The sequence below is a fragment of the Methanolobus sp. WCC5 genome, assembly GCF_045690325.1.
Lineage (GTDB): Archaea > Halobacteriota > Methanosarcinia > Methanosarcinales > Methanosarcinaceae > Methanolobus.
In genome coordinates this window covers 1,388,652-1,409,891 of the sequence record NZ_CP146981.1, presented here as the reverse complement: position 1 = coordinate 1,409,891, position 21,240 = coordinate 1,388,652, and the positions used below count along the sequence as shown (strand labels likewise).

Below are 21,240 nucleotides of genomic sequence, written 5' to 3'. Positions count from 1 at the left end.
CCGGACATCTTTTTAAGCCTGGTTACAGTAACTGATATCAATGAAAAAAGGCAGAACCTCTTCCGGTAAGTCCCAAAGACCACATAATGCGGGGAATGGCAATTCTCCAGATAAAAGGAAAAGTGCAGGACAAAAGGCATATCCTGCCCGGTCCAACTCCCATATGCAGAAAAAGCCGGTACAAAGATATGCACGCAATGAGAAGGACTACATATTCTGGTGCACGGACTGTAATGTCCCTCTCATAGAAAAAACCTGCAATACCTGCTCTAAGGAGGGAAAGCGGATAGACCTGTCACAACCTGCAGATGTCAGGTTCTGCTCACCATATGAAAGAAGCGTCCTTGATAAGCTGCTCCTCTCCTCTTTTGGCTGTGACCCCCTGGGCAACAGAATACTTCTTCTTAATAAGATCCCCGGGGATGATAAGACCGATGAGGTCATAGTTGACGGCCTTCTCTTTGGTATCCTTTCTTTTGATATGCCGGCAATGGACTATGTTTTTGAGCCATCGGTACAGGGGGCGGGCATCCTTATGGAACATACCGGACTTAAGACAGTGGTGCTGAAAAAGGGTTCCAGGCATCTGAACGGTAAAAAAGTCGAATTCGATCAGATAGAGCATATTTCCCCGGATGTCAGGGAAAATGATATTGTTCTTCTAAGGTCCGGTAATCTCACAGGCTTTGGTCTTGCCTATTGTGACGCAAAGGATGCCCTCCTTGCCCCCGGGCCCGTGTTAAGGGTGAGGAAAATAGATTCCCGGCAGTCTTCCCTGCATCAGAAGATATCCTCCATGGATGATGTTGTGGCCGCAAACGTGGACCATGTACGCAGCATCGGCAGGAACGCTATCAATACCATAAAGGGCATTGCGAACCAGAAAGAATACAGGGAATTGCCTGTTAATGTCTCTTTCAGTGGTGGCAAGGACAGTCTTGTGGTACTTGACCTGACACTCAGTGCTCTGAGGAGAAGGCAGGTGAAGGCATTCTTTCTGAACACAGGTATAGAATTCCCGGAAACTGTGGAATTTGCCCGGGATTATTGCAGAAAGGGCAATATAGAGCTCACAGAGAAAAACGCAGCTTCGGATTTCTGGGACAATGTGGATGTATTCGGCCCTCCGGCAAAGGATTTTCGCTGGTGTTGCAAGATATGTAAGCTTGCACCTGCAAATGCTGCCATGGAGGAATGCCTTGAAAATGCTTCTACATGTATAACCATTGACGGCAAAAGAAGGTATGAATCCTTTTCAAGGGCCGGTATATCCACAAGTGAAAAGAACCCGTTCGTTCCGGGCCAGCTCAACATTTTTCCCATAAAGGACTGGAAGGCTATAGAGGTATGGCTGTATATCCATTGGCGCAACCTTGATTACAATCCGCTGTACGACCTGGGCTTTGAGAGAGTGGGTTGCTATCTCTGTCCTGCGGCACTTTCAGCTGAATACCAGCGCTTGCAGGAACTGCATCCACAACTTTACGACAGGTGGCAGGGTTTCCTTCTTGCCTGGGCTGAAAAGAAAGACCTTTCTCCTGAATTCATATCCCATGGTTTGTGGAGATGGAAGGAGCTCCCTCCCAAGATGCTAAAGCTCTGCGCAGAACTGGGGATCTCCGTGTCAGGTCGTGAGATCTCAGCTCCTTTCAGTATCAATATCACTTCCGGTATATCTCCCTGCAGGGCCGGCGGTTATTCCATAGAGGGGAATGTGCAGGGATTGTCTCTGAAAAAGGCCGGCAACATAACAAATATCATCGGTAGCACTTCCTTTTCAGAAGAATTAGGCCTTATACTTGTGAAAAGTAATTCGTCAACTGTAAAATTGTTCTCTTCAGGAAGCATTGTCGTGAATGCAGAAGACAGGCAGGAGGCAGACCGGCTGTTTGCGGAGGTTTCCAGGCAGCTTCTGAGGATCCACAAATGCACAGCATGTGGCATATGTGTCAACGTTTGTCCGGTGGGGGCAATAAGCCTTGATGGTACCAACAGCGGGAATGGTGTAATGATCAGCGATAAATGTATAAGATGCGGCAAATGTACTGTTTCATGTGTGGCTATTAAGTATGCCGGCAGGTTAAGGTCTTAAGATCCGGCTTGTCGGATTCGATTCGCTTGTTTTGTTTCATTTTGTTTTGCTTTCATGGAAAAGGAATGCTAATTTCACGACAGGTGGAGCAGGAAGCCCCCGGATTTAGCCGTGGGTAATTGACAATGGTGAGTTATTAATACTCTGAGTTAGTATATAAGCCCCAGGATATTTAGCTTTGATTCCGGCGGATAATAATGGTTCCAGCTCAAAAGGACGGTGTGTCCCGTATAATTGATTCAAGATGGAAGATAGCAGCTGCAGTGGTTATACTGTTGCTTCTGATCATCCAGGTTGTCATATTCCTTCCTCTTGCAGATGGTATTATCCTGGGGCTTGTGTTTGCATATATTTCCAGGCCTGTTTTCCTGAAATTGAGAAGGTTTCGCCGGTCGGGTGCCTTTATAGCCACGATGTCCATTGTAGTACCCGTGGTATTCATCATTGGCTCCGGTCTTTTGGAGATCGTCCGCAAGATCGTATGGATATTCGAGAACCAGACCTATGTGCTCAATACTGTGTTCGATTACTCCCGCAACATCAGTTTCCTTGCGGATTATGGGGATAATGTGAACCAGTTCATCTGGAACATATCCACCTCTATCGTTCCATTGCTAAGCCGGGCAGGCATATTTTCCTACGCTTTTGATATCATAATGTTTGGTCTTAACCTTGTGGTTGCCGTGTTTGTCTGCTATTTCCTTCTTGCTGACGGACACAGGTTCTATGAAGCTGTGGTGGACCTGTTCCCAGAAAGGTGCAAAGGCGCTGCTATTAGATATTTCGAGCATCTGGATGTCATTCTTCAGGGTGTCTTCATAGGCAATGCATCAGCGGCACTGATCGTGAGTATCCTGTCCCTTATAGTTTTCTATGCTTTTGGCTTCCCGAACATACTTGCACTTTCAGCACTTATCTTCCTGGCATCGGTCATTCCCATGTTTGCAGGTTATATGGTGCTTGTGGTGCTTGCAGTATATCGTTATTTAGAGGCAGGCCCGGAAAGTGCCCTGGTTTTCTTTGTGGTCTCATCGATAGTGATATATGTCCCGCCTGAACTGTTCCTGCGACCCTACCTCTCAAGCATTAAATCCCATGTCCATCCTCTTCTGATACTGCTTGCTTTCCTGGGAGGTGCCTTTGTGGGAGGCATTGCCGGCTTCTTTGCGGCACCCATTTTACTTGGTGCCATCATAGCCGCATACAGGGTATATATGGACGAGGTTTCTTCAGGCTGCCTTTTTCCTGAAACGGATTCCCCGTCTGCAAAAAGCGATGTTGCTGAGTGAAAGTACCTGTCATGTCCTTAAATCCCTGTGAAGGTGTTCTCTTTGCTTTGAGCAGGACTAAAAAGGTTAATAAGTATTGCTCTAATTAAGATAGCAGATATCTTACAGGTCTTAAAGGTGAATCTATGCAATTATTACTGATCCATTCCGATTATATTGAATATGAAGTCAAGAAAAGCACCCCGGTTGCTGAAAAGATAGAAGAGTCCTTTAAAAAAGGAAGGCTTGAGGAGGCTCTTACTGCTTTCATCGCAGTGGAAAAGGTTGATGAGTCCAATGTAGAGGGTGCGGTTTCCAAAGCCGTTGAAGAGATCAAAAATGTGGCTTCGCAGGTCAGGACCAGTAATATCATGGTCTATCCTTATGCTCATCTGAGCTCGGACCTGTCTTCTCCAAAGGCAGGTGTTGCTGTCCTTAAAGGTATAGAAGATGCACTTTCAGGGGAGTTCAATGTAAAGAGGGCGCCATTTGGATGGTACAAGGCTTTTAAGATAAGCTGCAAAGGTCATCCTCTCTCGGAGCTGTCACGTTCCATTGTTCCGGATGAGGCTGCCCCAGGTGCAGGATCATCTGAGTGTGTTACACCCGTAAAGGAGGAAGTGGTTTCAGAGGCGCTCAAAGCTGAGAGCACTGCCAGGTCATACTGGCATATTCTCACTCCCGACGGTACGCTTCACGATGCAGAAGGTTTTGATTTTACAGGACACGAGAATCTTGGCAAGTTCGTGGACTATGAGATCTCCAAGAAAAGGGCTGTGGACAAGGCTCCTCCCCATGTGGAGCTTATGCGCAGGCTGGAGATAGCTGATTATGAGCCGGGTTCGGATTCAGGCAACATGCGCTATTATCCAAAAGGACGTCTTATCAAATCCCTGCTTGAGAATTACGTGCTTGAGGAAACCTCAAAGGTCGGGGCTATGGAAGTAGAGACCCCTCTGATGTATGATATGAACCATCCTACCCTGAAGAAGTACCTTGACAGGTTCCCTGCCAGGCAGTATTCCATTGAATCTGACAAGAGGCAGCTTTTCCTGAGGTTTGCGGCATGTTTTGGCCAGTTCCTCATGAACCACGACATGACCATTTCCTACAGGAACCTGCCATTGAAAATGGTGGAGATGACCAGGTACAGTTTCAGGAAGGAGCAGCGCGGGGAACTTGTGGGCCTGAGGCGCCTGCGTGCTTTCACAATGCCTGACATGCACAGCCTGTGTGCTGACATGGAGCATGCCATATCCCAGTTCGACGAGCAGTACAATATGTGTATATCGGTGCTGGATAAGATAGGGATAAAGGTGGATGACTTTGAGGTTGCCATACGCTTTACCCGGGATTTCTATAATGAGAACAAGGATTTTATCACAAACCTGGCAAGGACAGTGAACAAGCCTGTTCTTATTGAGATGTGGGATACCCGTTTCTTCTATTTCGTGCTGAAGTTTGAGTTTAATTTCGTTGATGCCCTTGCAAAGGCAAGTGCTCTCTCTACCGTGCAGATAGATGTGGAGAATGCCGACAGGTATGAGATCGATTATGTAGATTCCGATGGTAATACAAGGCGTCCTGTCATCCTTCACTGTTCACCAAGTGGCGCTATTGAACGCTGCATATATGGCCTGCTGGAGAAAGAGGCAATGAAGACGGAAAAGGGCGGTGTTCCCATGCTGCCTGTCTGGCTATCTCCTACCCAGGTACGCATAATACCAATTGGAGAGAAGCACCTGGACTATGCCCGGAAGGTATCCGGACAGCTCAATTGCCGTGTTGATATAGACGACAGGGAAGATACGGTTGGCAAGAAGATACGTGAGGCAGGTCGTGAATGGATCCCTTATGTTGTGGTTGTCGGTGACAGTGAGATGGAAAAAGGCACGGTCAATGTGACAATCCGTGAGGATTCCCAACCCAATAAACCCGTGAAGTCAGAGATGACCCCGGCAGAACTTGATGCAAAGGTCTGCATGGATATCGCAGGAATGCCCTATAAAGGTCTCTGTCTTGCAAAAATGCTGAGCCAGAGGCCAAAATTCTTATAAGTTTTCCCTGCGGATAAATCAGTATGCAGGATAAAATGTCTGGAGCAGAGGGACTTTCCTCTGCAACCATCGCAGTGAAAGGCAGGGTACAGGGTGTATACTTCCGTAAGTTCAGTGTGGAAAATGCCAAGAAACTGGACCTGGCAGGTTTTGCACAGAATCTGCCGGATGGCAGGGTCCTTGTGTTTGCAGAAGGTGAAAGGTCCTCTATCCTGAAGCTCATCGCCCTGCTTCACAAAGGTCCTCCTATGGCAAGGGTTGATGATCTGGAAGTGGCATGGTCTCCTTTTGCAGGGAAATATCAGGATTTCAGTATCAGGCGCTAAAATAGAAGATATCGATCAAGCTGGTCATAATCAACCAGTGTATTTTTCTTTTCTGTTTACCTGCGCTTTTCCCTCCGATTAACTTTAATACTCCTATTGCCGATTCCTTACTAATGGAAAACGTGATCATTGTAAGATATGGTGAACTTGCCTTAAAGAGTACAGGCGTTCGGAACTGGTATGAAAAGACATTAGTGAATAATATCTCTGCAATGCTTGAGCACCGTGATGTGCCATTTTCCCGGATATCCCGGGAATGGGGCCGGATCTTCATTGAGAGCGATGATATCCAGGCGGCAAAAGCTGCGGCAGATGTTTTTGGGGTGGTTTCCACTTCTTTTGCACAGGTAACGGATGCTTCCATTGAGTCGGCAGGAGCCCTTTGTGCAAGGCTTGCAGATGGTCTCATTACTGAAGGTCAGTCCTTTGCTATCAGGGCCAGACGTACGGGTAACCACGTTTTCTCCTCACGTGATGTGGGGATGAAGTGCGGGGATGCTGTCTGGGCTATGCTCGAGTCAAAGGGTATTACTCCGTCTGTTGATCTGACAGATCCTGACAGGGAGATCTTCGTGGAAATGCGCCAGACCAGAGCGTATGTTTTCACAGAAACGATAAATGGTGTAGGTGGACTTCCGCTGGGCACACAGGGAAAGATGATATCCCTTGTTTCAGGTGGGATAGATTCCCCGGTTTCCACATGGCTCATGATGAAAAGAGGAGTGGAGGTTATACCGGTTTATTGCAATAATTCCCCCTATAACGATGAGAGGGCCCACAAACGTACGATGGATTGCATTAAGGCGCTTCAGGAATGGTGTCCGGGCCACCCTTTGAAAACGTATGAGGTTCCACACGGGGCAAATCTTGTTGAATTCATAAACCAGTGTTCAAGGAACAAGACATGTCTGCTGTGCAAGAGGACAATGTACAGGATAGCTGAGAGTATCATGAAGAAGGAAGGAGCTTCCGGTATAATTACCGGCTCGTCCATTGGCCAGGTTGCTTCCCAGACAACTTACAATATGTATGCTGAGCTGTACGGACTGTGTATTCCGCTGTATCATCCTCTTATAGGTCTTGATAAGAGTGAGATCATAGATGTTGCAAAAAAGATTGGTACCTATGATATATCTATCCGTCAGACTGGTGGCTGTGAAGCTGTTCCTCTGCACCCGGAGGTCAGGGCAGCATGTGATTCCATGGTCCTTGAAGAGGGAAAGATCGATATAGATTCTCTTGTAAGGACGTCTGTGGAAAATGCATCTGTTTCATATCCGGGACTATGATATTTTTGCTTACCAGGTGAATTTGATTTTGTGCATACTTCTAACTGAAAACGCTACTGTCATATTGTCATGTAAAGAAATTATATATTTTAAGTAAATATGATTATATTTCTATTCAGTATTCATGTATTTCTCTTGCAGCACTGTTAATTATCTCATGATGAGATAATAATGATGTGGCAGATTTTTGGCAGTCATACAAAATGCTTATATAATATTATTTACAATGCACATTTAAGGCGCACAAACTCACAGCAAAGTGAATTTTTAGCACAAATTTCATCCTTTATCTCTCGTCCATTCCCTCAATTATTCCCGTGCGCCTAAACTCTTTTATTCTATCTTTGATATTCATTTTCTGTTATCTTTCATCTTTTGTTCAGGGAGTTCTTTGTTTACTTTTGGCTGTCAAGAGTAACTCTTATATAAAAATCATGCATATAATAATTCAGTATTTATAATAATGTTTTTTGTCAATAGTTGGTTTCTATGAGTGAACTTCCCTGGGAGAATAAAAAAATAGCAGAGATAATGTCATCGGCAGACGAGGCTTCAAAGTTATCAGTAACTGATAATTCCGGGAATAGCAAAAGCACTCTTCCTCCTATTCCGGATATCCTGGCGAATGCTTTTGCTGATATTCCTATGGAAGAAGCAAAGATTGAGGTAAGCGAAGATGCTGTGTTTTCTATGGCAAATGAGGCACGTATGCCTCCTTCTTTTGGTAATTTACCTGACTTATCTATGCCAGGGGGTATTGACAGTGACAGTAACTTATCTCAGTCAAAAAGCGTGAGTTCTCCTTCATCAGATGCTTTGCCTCCTTTCCTGAATAATTTAAACGCTGCCAATTCCCATGAAAAAAACGAAGGTTCAGTCGCTGACACTCCAAAACCTCTTTTTGATCCGGAAAAATCCACGGCTGGCAAAAATACTTCAGGTCCTTCCCTTAAGGGAGCTGCTTCTCATTCTGGAAAAAGATCACCTCCTCCTTTATTTGAACCTTTCATCCCTCATGATAATGACACTATCAGTTCGATGGGTTCTGAAGGTCATACACAGACTTTACCAGGGACCGATCCCGGCTTAGCATCTCCTCCAGGTACGATCTCTTCTTTGGAAGAACTGAAGGACCCCGGAGTAAATCCTTTTATTTCTACTCCTCCTGTCAATCTTCCTCCCTCCGGTACAAGATCCGGGGATGCGGGTCCTTTTGGTAGTGGTCCGGGGATTGCAAATCAGTCACATGCCAAGCTGTCGTTTCCTAATCCCTCTGATGCCGCTCCGGTCGCTTTCAATCCTTTTAGCAATGACCAGCAGAACCTAAATCCTCTCCGGAATGACCAATCGATTACAAATCCCTTTGTTGAAAATCCCGCTGGTGCCAATCCGTTTGCGAATATTCCCCGGGATGCTAACCCTTTTGAGACCGGTCCTTCTGTTCCTGCTCCCACTGATGTCAGTTCAGTTGGTTTCAATCCCTTCAGCCCTGGTCAGGATAATGCGAATCCTCCTCAGAACGATCAATCGGTTCCGAATCCATTTGGTCCAAATTCCGGTGGTGATAATCCTTTTGCGAATGCTTCTCAGGGTTCAAACCCTTTCAGTTCAGGTCCTGCTAGTTCAGGTTCTGTTATTTCTGATCCATTTGCTAACGAACCGGGTGTTTCCAATCCTTTTGCTAACGAACCAGGTGTTTCCAATCCTTTTGCCCGCCCGGCTGCAGGTACGGGCATGTATTCAGAAAACGGAACCGGATTGCAAAAAGCATCCCGGCAACAGATCAATGTTGATTCGCTAAAAAAGAATATTGAAGGTCTTTCAGTTGTTGCCAGGGATTTGTTCCGCAACCTTACAAAAGGAAAAAGTCTTATTGAAAGGGTGGAGGATATGAGGGGAAGTACCATTGGAGATGATCTTTATTCAGGCGAGGACAGTAATACTATGCCAGGATCACCTTTTGATGATGAGCCCGAAATTAACCGTGTAGATCCCTTGACAGATCCTTTCTCATCACCTTTTGAAAAGATGGAACAGGTGGATAAGCCAAAAGACAGTGCATCTTTTACAGGGAGCGATCCTTTTGCAGCGACTATTGATACTGAGCCTGCATCTGATATAAGAAAAGTAACTCCCATCGAGAATCCTGTAATGGAAATGAAGCCTGAATACCAGGTTGATGAAAACCTTTCCCAGAATCCGTTTGCTCCTCTTAGTCATGATGCGGGATCAGAACCTTCTCATGAAACAGTGGATATTATGGGAATGGGCACTGGCGGGGAAGCGGAAGTAGCTGATTTTGCGCAAAAACACTCCATCAATGGCGAGGGTAATTTTTCAGATGTGTCTGATGGATCATTGCAGCATGTCACGGTTGGTGAGAATAAAGTCTCATCATCATCTTCTGCACTGGCCACAGAGATGACCCCGGCCACAGCAGAGGGTGCGATAACGATAGAGGATAAAAAGATCACTAGCCTTGAGGATGAGCTCAGTTCGTTTAAGGAGAATATCTCTGGTATGGATATGCAGTTCGATTCCATACGCGATGATGTGGAAAAGATTTCAGGTAAGGTCTTGGATATTGACCGTAATTTCTCTTCTTTTGTAAAGTCCAGTGAAGAGGCTATGTCACAAACTGCTGTGAAATTTGCGGGTCTTGAAGAAAAGGTCGATTCCTTTGATGGCAGGATCGGTGGTTTTGAATCGAGCCTTGATGCTCTGCAAATTGATAATCTCTCTATCAGGTCGGACCTGTCCAGAATAGAAGAAAATATTTCCGAGCTTGTTAACTCTTATACAGCGTTGCTTGGTCAATTGCACGAGTCTGTCCAGGAGAATGGATCGAATTTCTCCCGTCTGGATTCTATGTCCGCCAAACTTGATGAGATAGGTTCCAGGATGGGTTCTGTGGAAAAGTCCCAGGAAGGTACACGGGCAACTTCAATGGAGTTCTCAAGGTCAATATCCACTTTAGTTGACGGCCTGGGTAAAATGTCTTCTGAGTTTGTGGAATTCAGGCAGCAGTCTGAGCAGAAGAATGCTGAGATACTGGAAAGGATCGATTCTGTCACTGAGTATGTGGACAATGAAATGAAAAAACTGGGCGCAAAAAGCTATAAAGGATTCGGGCAGAATGTCCATCTTTCCAATATAGTCAAGAATTCAAGTAACATGAAACTCTGCATGGAATGGCTTGAGTTTCTGATGGAGCTTGTAGGTCGCAATAATCTTCCGGATATACTCTCCTATTATGAGGAGCTTGGTTGGCTTACTGAGAAGGTGAGAATGGAGCTGCTCAATTATGCCGAAGGCATTGATTTCTACATGGAGAAACCCGACTGGAAACTCACTCCGGATGATCATGTCAAATCCATATGGTTCATTGAGAGCCTTGCAGGCATGAAAGTTGACAAGAACCGGCTCTCTGTCATTGACAGGGATATTGAGAAGGTCAGGAAAGGCTCAGAGATATACGGGATATGAGCACAGATCTTGCAATTATGAAATCATGAAATATAAAAAAAGATGTTTGCAGACCTGCCTGGCCGGCAAATGCTTCATAATTATTTAAAAAGTAGAGTGGTTGACCTTAGAACATCCCTTCTAATTTATCAGCATAGTCAGCAATCATTGGCAGCCTGTACATCTCGCCACTAAATGCTTTATACATCAGGAATAACCAGAGTACAAATACAGCCAGGTATACGAACATTGATAAAATTGCAATTATCCATCCAATAATTGGTATTAATGCGATTATTGTAATTACAACAGACAGAACAATTACTGCTATGGTCAAAACTGTAGACTGGGCTGCGTGAAAGCGCACAAATTTATTTTCCTTTTCAATGACCAGGAAAATCAAACCGGAGATCAGGCCAAAAAAATATGCAATTACTGCGGTTATGTTTTCGCTTAAACCTATTTTAGTTTCACTCATTCTATAAACTCTCCTATAAATGTCTATATGATCATTGTTGTTTCTTTTCCATGGAACTAAAACCACTACAAGAATTACAATGATAAATATCAATATAATTGAAATGTAATTTCTATTCTTAAGTATATATAATTATCTAATACAGCCGACCTGTGAGGCATGGCCTTATTAGTTTTTTGATTTAAAAACTTAGCTATTTTGAACGGATATGTTAGTTCTAAGTGATACATTTCTATAGGAAGTTGTTTTATAGTTCTATTGTTTCAGCATCACTTTAAAATTGTCAACTTGTTATGTGTATTGGTATTATGTTTATTGATATTATATGTATTGATGTTATATGTAGTGATATTATTTGCATTGATATCGTTTTCTTAATCTCTGTTTTACTTTAACACAAAACAAGCTTCTCAGTGATGATTTGCTTCTCTGTTTTTAAGGATAATATCATTCCACATGTCAAGCAATTCCTCAAATGCTTTCAATGTGATGGGTTTGGATATATAATCATCCATGCCTGCTTCAATGAATCGCTCCCTGTCACCTTGCATTGCATGTGCAGTCAGTGCAATTATTGGTATGTCGTTGTTGAGGACTCCTGATTCCGGATCCCTTATATGTCTTGTAGCTTCCAGACCATCCATCACAGGCATGTGCACATCCATGAAAACCAGGTCATAGGGCATTACCTCAAGAGCTTTAATTGCTTCCTGGCCATTTTGCACAAGATCAGGATTGTAACCCAGTTTTACCAGCATTTCCCGGGCTACTTCCTGATTGAACATGTCATCCTCAACCAGCAGGATCATCAGATCATGGTTGTGCTTTTGATGTGAACACACTTGATTCGGCCTGTCAAATGGCAGTGTTTTTGACTGCTCTTTCATTCGTACTGTAAACCAGAATTCCGAACCTTTTTCAACTTCACTGGTGACTCCAATATCTCCCCCCATCATTTGTACCAGTCGTTTAGATATTGCAAGACCTAGGCCCGTACCTCCAAATCGACGGGTGTTTGAGGTGTCCGCCTGTGTGAACTTTTCAAATATATATCCTATCTTTTCATCCGGAATACCGATGCCAGTATCTTTCACTAAAAAGTGGAGCAGGACATTATTATTCTCCTGTGATCTCACAGAGACATTAATTGCCACCTCACCCCGGGATGTGAATTTTATCGCGTTTCCAGCCAGATTGGTCAGGATCTGAAGTAAGCGCCCCGGGTCACCGCACAGCATTGCAGGCACATCCGGTTCAATGTTATAGGACAGTTCCAGTCCCTTGTTATGTGCACGCAGGGTCATGGTGTCTGCAAAACCTTCCAGCAGGTCTGACAGATTGAAGTCCAATATCTCTAATTCCAGCTTATCAGCTTCGATCTTTGAAAAATCCAGTACGTCTTCGATAGTATCAAGTAATGTTCTTCCGCTTTTTTGAATGATCTCTGTATAATGCCTTTGTTCTTCGTTCAATTTTGTATCCTGAAGTATTTCGTTAAAACCGATAACTGCATTCAGTGGAGTGCGAAGCTCATGACTCATGATGGCAAGGAATTCTGACTTAGCCATATTGGCAGCTTCAGCAGCTTCTTTTGCTTTTAAAAGCGCTTCTTCGGCTTGCCTGCGCTCGACAATTTCCTGTTCCAGTTCCTTTGCGTGCTCTTTTGTCCGATTGTAGTTGCTGACATTCTCGAATACTTGTGCGGCCTGATTTGCAAAACCCTGTAGAAGGAAGATCTCTTCTTCTGTGAATGTGTACTTTTTTTCAGTTGCTGACAGTATCAGCACTCCGATAGAATGACCTCTGAGGCGGATGGGAAGATAAAGATTGGAGTGAAGATCTCTCATCTGAACAATTTCCTGCTCGGCAGGTGTGAGTTTCGCTGTCTTTGAATCGGACATGATGACATGTCTGGCGGATGTAATAGCTTCCTTTATATGGGGATGTTCGTTCAAAGAAGCTAAACGGTATTTATCCGGAAAATCATCAGGAAGTGCCGGAGTCGTGGCTGCAAGATATATCTTATCATTATCTGTCAGCAGATATACTGCAGCACTGCCGATACCTGTTGCCCTGGTCGCATTATCTACGATGGCCTGCATGAGCTCATCCTGCTCAACAGACAGGGTTATTCTCTGGCTGATCTGCAGGAATGATTCAAGTCTGTTGTTACTCTCTCTAAGTGCCTCCTCGACACGCTTACGATCAGTAATGTCCTGATTGACACCGTAAGATCTGATCGTTTTGCCTTTACTATCTTTTACAATAAAGAATCTGACTGCCATGTATCCTGTGCTTCCGTCAGCATAGAGCATGCGATGTTCAAGATAACGATTGAAATTAGGGTCATCTGTCTGCAATGTCTTGCATGTCTCCTCAACAACCACATGCCTATCATCCGGATGAACAAAACGACCGGAGTAATCTTCAAGCGACATCCTGTAGCCGCCCATTTCCTCGGCAGTAGTGTGAAATATGGCGTAAAACTCATCTGTAAAAGTAAAAAGACCTGTTGTGAAGTCAAATTCCCAATGCCCCAGCTTTGCAATATTCAATGCGTTGGATAGTTGCTGTTCACTCTTGTGCAGTTCCTCTTCTACAAGTTTACGCTCTTCCTCTCTGCCTATTGCCGAAGCGATAATTCCTATTATCCTTATATCATCATCACTGAAATCTACATCATCCTGATACACGACACAGAGAGAGCCTACTATTTCATTGCGACACATTACCGGATGACCAATGTAGGTCTGCAGTCCATATGATGCAACATTGGGGTCGGTCTGTGCATAGGATGTTTCACCCAGATGACGCATTATAAAAGGTTCAGATTTAGCACTTTCGATGACATCATAACAAATATGACCTTGCGGATGATCCTCGGCTACGTAGTCTGCAGGCGTATTCCATTGACCAACAGAACATAGCATACTACCATTAAGACGGTTGTATATTGCGCAAGTACCACTAAGAAGTTCTCCGCAAAGAGCTGTCAAAATGTCCATATTAGCTTCATAGTCGGTACGCAGACCAAGCAGACAATCGTTGATCTTTGCAAGTCGTTCTCCGCTTACTCTTTGTGTGTCCTCTGCTTTTTTATGCCTGATGAAATCACTAGCGATATTTTGAAGACTGGTATCATTGGCATTTTGAAACAGTGTCCTGAATTGCAGTTCTGAAGCCCTTATTTGTTCTTCTGCCTGCTTTGGGTCTGTTATGTCCTGCAAAACGATGGTGAAGGTGTCTCTATCTAACATGTATATCTCGATGCTATAGTATTTTTCCAGAAAAGGGATATATTCTTCAAAACTGGCAGGCTGGCCGGTAAGCATAACCTTTCTAAAAGTCTCTGTTAAAGAGGTGTCCTCAATACCAGGGATTATCTCACTGATCTTTTTCCCAGGAATCCTGGAAGTTTTCAATCCTGTATGTTTTTCAAAGGCTTCGTTTGCCTCCAGTAACACAGAGCCAACTATCTTTCCCTTCTCATCCGATATTGCCTTAAGGATAGCTATGCCACTTAAGGCTTTTTCAAATAGGATACGATAGCCTTCTCCTGTCACCACATCTCCCCTATTTACCCACACGATAGTCTTTTTTGAGATCAGGGCATAAGCATGGTGCAAATTTCCAGTATAAGGAAGAAAGCATGCTGAATATATAATAATTCAGACTACCCGCTCCCATCTATTGAAAATCTATGTTTGATCCTAATTTACCACAACTTATTCCTGTCTGCCCTGTATCGATGGTTTTTACTTAAGGGGAGTTAAATCTTCTGGTTCTGTCCTCCCATCAACAGCAAAATAACCTATGCAGTATCAAGGGCCATCTATGCTGGCGTCAATCCCCGGACAGGCATTGTCCGGATAAGTGACGTGCGGTGAACTTACTGTCTATTGATAATGCCGGTTACTTTCTGTTCTTGAGAATGAATCTTAGCAGGTCAGGGCCCATATGCATCTCCCTGTCCATCTTTGCTTCGATCTCCTCATCTGAAAGACCTTCTTTCCTATACTGGTCTATACGTTCAAAGATGCTTTCAGATACTTCTGAATACTCATTGATATCCTTCCTGTGACCCCACACATCACCCTCTATCAACGGGATACCACGCATCTCCAGAAACATCCTGGTTGATCTTGAAATACTTTTCATGTACGATGGAGGGATATGCAGTGCCTTCTCCTCAGGACATTTTGTCACAATGGTCAGGATATCTGTATTTGAAGGCCTGAATGCAAGATGGACCATCTCTTCCTTATCAGTAAGATCGTTAATCTCTTCCTTTGAACTAACAACTCTTATTTTCATCATCTATCACCATATTAGTTACAATTTAATGCTTTAGCCGAAAGTACCAATATTATATAAAAGCAATGATATGAAAAATTCCCAAAGTGGACCGATCTCATGTGGTGCACATAGATGCGACCTTATCAACACCAGATCTTCCCCAAAAACATAGTGTCCATTGATACTATGCCATACGCAAAATAAGTCTTAAGTCGCGGCACTGTACCCTTGCGAGCATAAAAAAGATAAGAAATGACGCTAAGGTGCGTCATTAGAACCTGACGTTCAGATCGGCAATAAGCTGCTGGCTTGTAACATCAATGACTTTGACGTTAACAGTGTCACCGGTTGAAGCAATGTTGTCGAAGTCAGCAATGCTGGTAGTGTTCTTGAATGTGTCAACAAGATGTTCAGTGTTAGCGTCATCCCACATCACATACATAAGGTTACCAGCGTTAAAGGTTGAATTTGTCTCTGTAGCCATAATTACCGCTGCTGTACCATCTATGACAACCCTTGTATTCGTAGATTTTAGGACAACTTCATCTCCGCCCTGATGCTCTACTTTGATTACAGAGTATGTGTCTGTACCATCGGTAATTGTATCTGCGCTTGCCCTCAGACTTGCCTGTGGTGCCTGTTCAGGTGGTCCCATGCCGAACACGAATGCTGCGATAACTGCAGCGAGGATGACAGTGATAGCGACCATCAGGATTACGCCGATGACCGGAGATATAAGCTCTCTAAAAGCTTATTTTGCTATTCAAAGGTATCTTAGATTTTATTCAATAGTTTATATTTAATTCAATGGAAGGGATTATAATATGGTTTCAGAGGCGATGAAGGATCTAAGTACATTTGTTAGATATGAAGACTTTATTTTACTGGAGAGTGCTGCAAAAGACTATGAGCGATGTGCTATCAGGAAGAGATCGAGACTTGGGGATTACTCTCTGTTGATAAGGCTGCTGTTTTTCACGGGTGCTCGAATTTCTGAGGTTGTTGGTAGTAATCAGAGGGTATTCACACAGTGCCTATATCCCGGTTTTAGAAAACGTAAGGGGAATTGTCCTAAATGGGCATTAAATAGGGATGATAGGATTTGCATAGAAAGCGATTGTAAATATCTCAAAGCATACGTTCAAAAACGACATCATGGTATAAGGGTGAAAGACATTGTTTTTAAAGATAGGATCATTGCCGTCTATGGGAAGAATGTCAAGGCGGATGAACTGAAAGCAAGAACTGTCATTGTTGATCAGGAAACGCTTGATGTCTTAAAGGGGCATATCGAAAAACATTCTCTTCGCCAGAATGATAAGGTCATTAACTTAAACGAGAATGGTGCAAAGGTCCTTATTAATACTCTGCGTGATATGGTTGATATGCCCTGGTTGACTGCTCATAAGTTCAGGCATGGTCATGCTATATATTGCATTCAGCATGGAATGGACATTAGGACATTGCAACAACAACTTGGACATTCTGATTTGGGTACTACGGCGGTTTATCTTCAGTTCGCAATTAGCGATAGGATGAAATCTTATGATAAAGTTTTTACCAAAAGGGCTGATACCTTGAAGGTTCAGTGTCCTTCGTGTGGTTTCGGATTTCGATTATGCCACAATAATGAACTACACCTCGAGGATAGGTTGCAATCTATTTTCACCAATAATAGACCTGGATAACTCAATGATTACAAGGCTAGCCCCCTCAAAAATATTTGAACTTTTGTACTTTGGAAGTTACTGCTTAGTAGATATGCGCAAAAATCTCTATGACACAATATATTAAAAAATTTATAAAAACTCTTTAAACTGCACATGTGGTCAGTACGCGATATATAACAATATATGACTACTAATAGACGGATAATCTTAAGAACCTTTACTAAATCGATGGTCTAATTAGGATGTTGATAATATATCTCACATTCCACAGGTACAAATTCATTTTGAATAATTTTGAATGCTAGGTTTTTTAAGCTGGCCATAATTGCCTTTATTTATATTCGTAACGACCTGCTATTTCCATCGTGTGTCCGGCCTTATGTCTTCATCACTCACTGAAAATAGAGATGATGGTATGCTTGTAGATAACAATAAATTTGAGAAGATTTTTCATGATATTGGAATTTAAATGAGAAGTACAAGAATGATATATTATAACCTTAACTCCGCCTATTTTAGGGAATAACTTTCTTTTCAATCATTGCTACTAATGCTGTTTCTTCTTCTCACTATCTTTCATGTAGTAGTTGCGAACTATGTTTATCTTCTATATTTTTATGATAATGTCCCTTATTGAATTAGAAATTTTGTATTTCAACAAGGCAAAATCTATATGTACAATGTAAACCCTATAGGGAATAATGGAAGAATGGGCACATAACTGGTTAACCGAGCAGCGCAAGCTTGGGGAAAAGGGGTTGGAGATTAAAACCTTTAGTAAAGGGTACTATGTCTATCGATCAACCACTTACTGGGACAAAGAATTAAAGAAACGCAGAAAGACCTCAACATATCTGGGGAAACTGGACAAAGACAAGGGTTTAATAGATAGCCAGAAAACAGTCATATCCAACAAAAGAGTTCGCTCACTATGGGAATATGGAAACTCTTCACTACTTCATACTGCAATGGAGGATCTTATTGCACCACTGCAGAATGCTTTTGGCGAAATATGGGAAGAGATATACGCCCTTGCACTTGTGCGCATAACAGGTCATGTACCACTTAAAAGAGCAGGTGTTGTCTGGGAAAAACTCTATCCTGTAGTAGATATGCAACCTTCGATGACTCCTAAGAACCTATCTAAGGTTCTCAAAGAAGTAGGAGTAAATCGCAAAGCACAAAATGATATCTTCAGAGAGTTATCAAGTAAGGATAAACATCTTGTTTATGACCTCAGTGCAATATTTACTCGTTCAGAAGGAATCAACTTTGCTGAAAAAGGATACAATAAAGAGCACTTCTATATCCCTCAAATAAACTTTGCACTGCTATGCACGGCAAATGAGAATTTGCCAACAATGATGAGAATCCTTCCCGGATCAGTTAGGGATGTTAAATCACTTGCATTATCCATTCAGGAAGTTGGAGTTGAAGACAAGACGCTTATCCTTGATAGAGGATTTTGTTCAAAGACTTCAGTGAAAATATTGAAGAAACAAAAATTGACATTTGTCATCCCCACAAGGAGAAATAGTGTCCTTTACAACAAGCCAATGGAACTTAATGCGCATTTCTTCTACCATGAACGCCTTATCAAAAGTGGGAAATGGGAAGAAGATGAAACTTTTCTTTATCTGTTTGAGGATAATGAGCTGAGAAAGGAAGAAGAATATACCCTCTACAAACGTTATGATGAAAAGAAGATAACTGAAGAGGAATTTAACGAAAGCCTCAAAAAAGCAGGGAGGATCTTACTGATCTCAAACCTGGATATGGAATGTGAAGATATCTTTCTGATGTATAAGAAAAGAGATTGTGTCGAAAAGCATTATGATACGTACAAAAACCTTCTTGAGGCGGACAAGATCTATCTCCAGGATAACGAATCTCTATTCGGTCATTTATTCATATCGTTCCTGTCACTTTATGGCTATGCAAAGATTGAGAATTACATACGGGGTGCTTCATTGACTAAAAAGTATTCACCAAGAGATTTGATTGAAATGTTCGGTAAAGTCTATATGATAGATATAGATGGACAAATGATGCTGACAGAAGTACCAAAAAAGATAGAGGATTTAGGAAAAAAGCTAAATCTGGAGTTATTCCCTAAATGAGCAGAGTTAAGGATTATAATAATCGACCAAATGAATATTGCTAATAAAACGCTCATAAAAAAGATATAAAATTGACCATTAAGGTCAATAATTAAAAAGTTATCGCATTCATTTCTTTTCTTTAGCATAGGCTACAAGGGCGTCTTTTATACCCCATTTGAATGCTACAACAATTGCAACTCCCCAGGCAAGCGGACCTATCAGGATATAGAATATGCTGGTGTCTATCAGCATCGCATCAAGTGCAAGCAGTATTATCACAAGTGAAAGGAACCCTCTAAGTGCGGGTATCCATATGTTTGCACCTTCAACATTCACATTTTTCATCATGTTTCCGATATGGTCTGCAAACAGATCTATTGCCAGAAGGCCTATCAACAATATTAGTACACCTGCAAACAGGTTAGGCAGATAGTTCAGAATAGCTTCTATTATTCCTGCAATCATTTCCAGTTTCAAGATGTCCAGTGCAGCAATAATGAATATCAGGTATCCAAACAGTTTCACAATTCCTGCTATAACTCCTGAAGGTGCCATATTACTGCTCTTCATTGCAGCACCCATGGATGTTTGTTCCACACGTTCGTCAAGACCTGCTGCTATGAGTAGATTCTTTAGGAGATTCGTTATGAAATCAACAACAAGCAATCCTATGATCAGTACCGCTAGTGCAGATAGTATGAGTGGTATGTACAGAATGATCTGTGCGATGAAAGCTGCAACTACCTCTATTTGAAGAAGATCAATAATTATTACGGCAAAGATGAAGTAAATAAACCATTTAATAGTGCTCTCGAATAATCCTACAGTAGTTATTCCCGTTCTCTCTATCATTGCACCAATCGATGTTTTATTTATCAGATCATCAAGTCCAATCTTATCCAAAATTTTTGCACCTATTTTTCCCAGAGCTTTCCCTGCAATTAGACCTACTATGAGAAGGACAATAACTGCTACCAAGGTTGGAAGGAAAGCAATCATCTGATCCAGCATATTGTATACACTACCCATTATTTGCGACGTTGCCATATTTAACACTCCTTTTGACTTATACTATAATGAAATGATGCCTGAAGCTATAAGGCATCTCCCCGTTTTACATAATAATATTATTAGATATGTAATGTTAAAAAAGTATCCCTTGAAAACTCTTACTTTTGTGTTTTTCTAGCATTTATAGAATGACAAAAAATACTCTCTTATGCCCAATTCTTCTATAATTACCATGTGCACTTCTTTATTCCCCTAAAATAAATGGGAATTTAATATTTTCGCATACATTATTCAAAGGGCATGATATGCTGTTAGAGCATAACACCTGCTTGCATTTCTGTTAAGGGCATATAAGCCTCTGAGAGGACCTTAGAGACGATTATACTAAAAGACGCATAAAACTGCCTGTTTGCCATTAAGTCTTCTTAAAGAGCCTCCAGCTAACTCGGAAACCAACTATAAATAGTAGATCTAGTCCGCTCAATTAATTATTTTTCACACACAAATGCAGAAGTCTTAGCTGACAAATATCTCCTGCTCTTACTACCTAAATTTGCCTTCCCAATTGGCGTTTAGTCGTAATTAAAACAATTCAGAAAGAATAGATACTTCATTTTCTGAATAAAGGTTGTAAATACCTCATGCTTATATCACAAAAAAATATCAAAAAGTGATACAGATTAGTTTAAAGTAAATAGGGATACTAACTGAGATCAGTGAATCTCTAATTCACTTGCCATTTCTCTGTATGTTCGACCTTTGTCAGTTGTAATAAAAATATTTTCATTCTGTTTGATCAGTTGCTTTTGTTCCATGTAATCAAGATACCTGTTTGCAATTGTTGAGTTAAGATTTGCTCCATAAACAATCTGAGTTTTTTTTGCACCATGCATAGCTATCTTTAAAATAGCAAGTGTAATATCCAACCTACTTCTTCTAATAGTAATGCCCCCACATTCTATTGATTAACATCATATATAACAAATAACAACATGCATTAAGCCAATTGCATGTCATTCTCATCAAGAAATTTAATTAATATGTTATTTAAAAGTGTCGATTAGTAATTAATATTCTTAAAGTTATTACTAATCATGAAAATATCAATCACATTTTTATAAAAAGTTATCTACAATTATATCATTAATATACTATTATACTAGTAAACTTTATATTAAAATATTAT

At 41.9% G+C, this 21,240-nt stretch carries 14 protein-coding genes; 8 read left to right on the top strand and 6 right to left on the bottom strand.

The genetic code is table 11. The features are described 5' to 3' along the window. The first annotated feature begins 40 nt into the window (after positions 1–40). The 6 genes from V7O64_RS06660 (at position 41) to V7O64_RS06635 (ending at position 10,518) form a co-directional block, all read left to right on the top strand. Positions 41–2,092 (top strand): phosphoadenosine phosphosulfate reductase family protein, encoded by a 2,052-nt coding sequence (locus V7O64_RS06660; RefSeq protein WP_407357217.1) that lies wholly within the window; start codon positions 41–43, stop codon positions 2,090–2,092. Positions 2,093–2,289: 197 nt separating this feature from the next. Continuing rightward, positions 2,290–3,381, top strand: a complete 1,092-nt coding sequence (locus V7O64_RS06655) for an AI-2E family transporter (RefSeq protein WP_407357216.1) — start codon at positions 2,290–2,292, stop codon at positions 3,379–3,381. Positions 3,382–3,506: 125 nt separating this feature from the next. Next, the gene (locus tag V7O64_RS06650) at positions 3,507–5,417 is read left to right on the top strand and encodes a threonine--tRNA ligase (RefSeq protein WP_407357215.1); all 1,911 of its coding nucleotides are present in this window, start codon (positions 3,507–3,509) and stop codon (positions 5,415–5,417) included. Positions 5,418–5,440: 23 nt separating this feature from the next. Continuing rightward, complete coding sequence (locus tag V7O64_RS06645; protein ID WP_407357214.1) at positions 5,441–5,743, top strand: acylphosphatase; 303 nt, start codon at positions 5,441–5,443, stop codon at positions 5,741–5,743. 113 nt (positions 5,744–5,856) lie between these two features. Continuing rightward, entirely contained in the window at positions 5,857–7,032 is a 1,176-nt protein-coding gene (gene thiI / locus V7O64_RS06640; RefSeq protein WP_407357213.1) for a tRNA uracil 4-sulfurtransferase ThiI, read from the top strand. 489 nt (positions 7,033–7,521) lie between these two features. Further along, positions 7,522–10,518, top strand: coding sequence for a FlaD/FlaE family flagellar protein (locus V7O64_RS06635; protein WP_407357212.1), 2,997 nt, complete (start codon positions 7,522–7,524; stop codon positions 10,516–10,518). Between the two features lie 106 nt (positions 10,519–10,624). On the opposite strand, the gene V7O64_RS06630 is transcribed toward V7O64_RS06635, so the two are convergent. The 4 genes from V7O64_RS06630 to V7O64_RS06615 all read right to left on the bottom strand — a co-directional run bounded on the left by V7O64_RS06630 (position 10,625) and on the right by V7O64_RS06615 (position 15,995). Next, positions 10,625–10,975 carry a DUF4870 domain-containing protein gene (locus V7O64_RS06630; protein ID WP_407357211.1) on the bottom strand — a complete coding sequence of 117 codons (351 nt, stop codon included), beginning with the start codon at positions 10,973–10,975 and terminating at the stop codon, positions 10,625–10,627. A gap of 410 nt (positions 10,976–11,385) precedes the next feature. After that, positions 11,386–14,562 carry an ATP-binding protein gene (locus V7O64_RS06625; RefSeq protein WP_407357210.1) on the bottom strand — a complete coding sequence of 1,059 codons (3,177 nt, stop codon included), beginning with the start codon at positions 14,560–14,562 and terminating at the stop codon, positions 11,386–11,388. 325 nt (positions 14,563–14,887) lie between these two features. Beyond that, positions 14,888–15,289 (bottom strand): DUF1699 family protein, encoded by a 402-nt coding sequence (locus V7O64_RS06620; RefSeq protein WP_407357281.1) that lies wholly within the window; start codon positions 15,287–15,289, stop codon positions 14,888–14,890. Positions 15,290–15,542: 253 nt separating this feature from the next. Next, positions 15,543–15,995 (bottom strand): type IV pilin, encoded by a 453-nt coding sequence (locus tag V7O64_RS06615; RefSeq protein ID WP_407357280.1) that lies wholly within the window; start codon positions 15,993–15,995, stop codon positions 15,543–15,545. 100 nt (positions 15,996–16,095) lie between these two features. Here V7O64_RS06615 and V7O64_RS06610 point away from each other — a divergent pair, with 100 nt between their 5' ends. Further along, entirely contained in the window at positions 16,096–16,959 is an 864-nt protein-coding gene (locus V7O64_RS06610) for a tyrosine-type recombinase/integrase (protein WP_407357209.1), read from the top strand. 683 nt (positions 16,960–17,642) lie between these two features. Next, positions 17,643–19,061, top strand: coding sequence for a transposase (locus V7O64_RS06605; RefSeq protein ID WP_407354919.1), 1,419 nt, complete (start codon positions 17,643–17,645; stop codon positions 19,059–19,061). A 108-nt stretch (positions 19,062–19,169) separates the two neighbouring features. Here the strand turns inward: V7O64_RS06605 and V7O64_RS06600 are convergent, their stop codons facing one another. Both V7O64_RS06600 and V7O64_RS06595 read right to left on the bottom strand, forming a co-directional pair. After that, on the bottom strand, positions 19,170–20,090 hold the full coding sequence (locus tag V7O64_RS06600; RefSeq protein WP_407357208.1) for a mechanosensitive ion channel family protein: 921 nt from the start codon (positions 20,088–20,090) through the stop codon (positions 19,170–19,172). Positions 20,091–20,767: 677 nt separating this feature from the next. Then, positions 20,768–20,980: a winged helix-turn-helix domain-containing protein gene (locus V7O64_RS06595; RefSeq protein ID WP_407357207.1), complete on the bottom strand. Its 213-nt coding sequence runs from the start codon at positions 20,978–20,980 to the stop codon at positions 20,768–20,770. Positions 20,981–21,240: the final 260 nt, after the last annotated feature.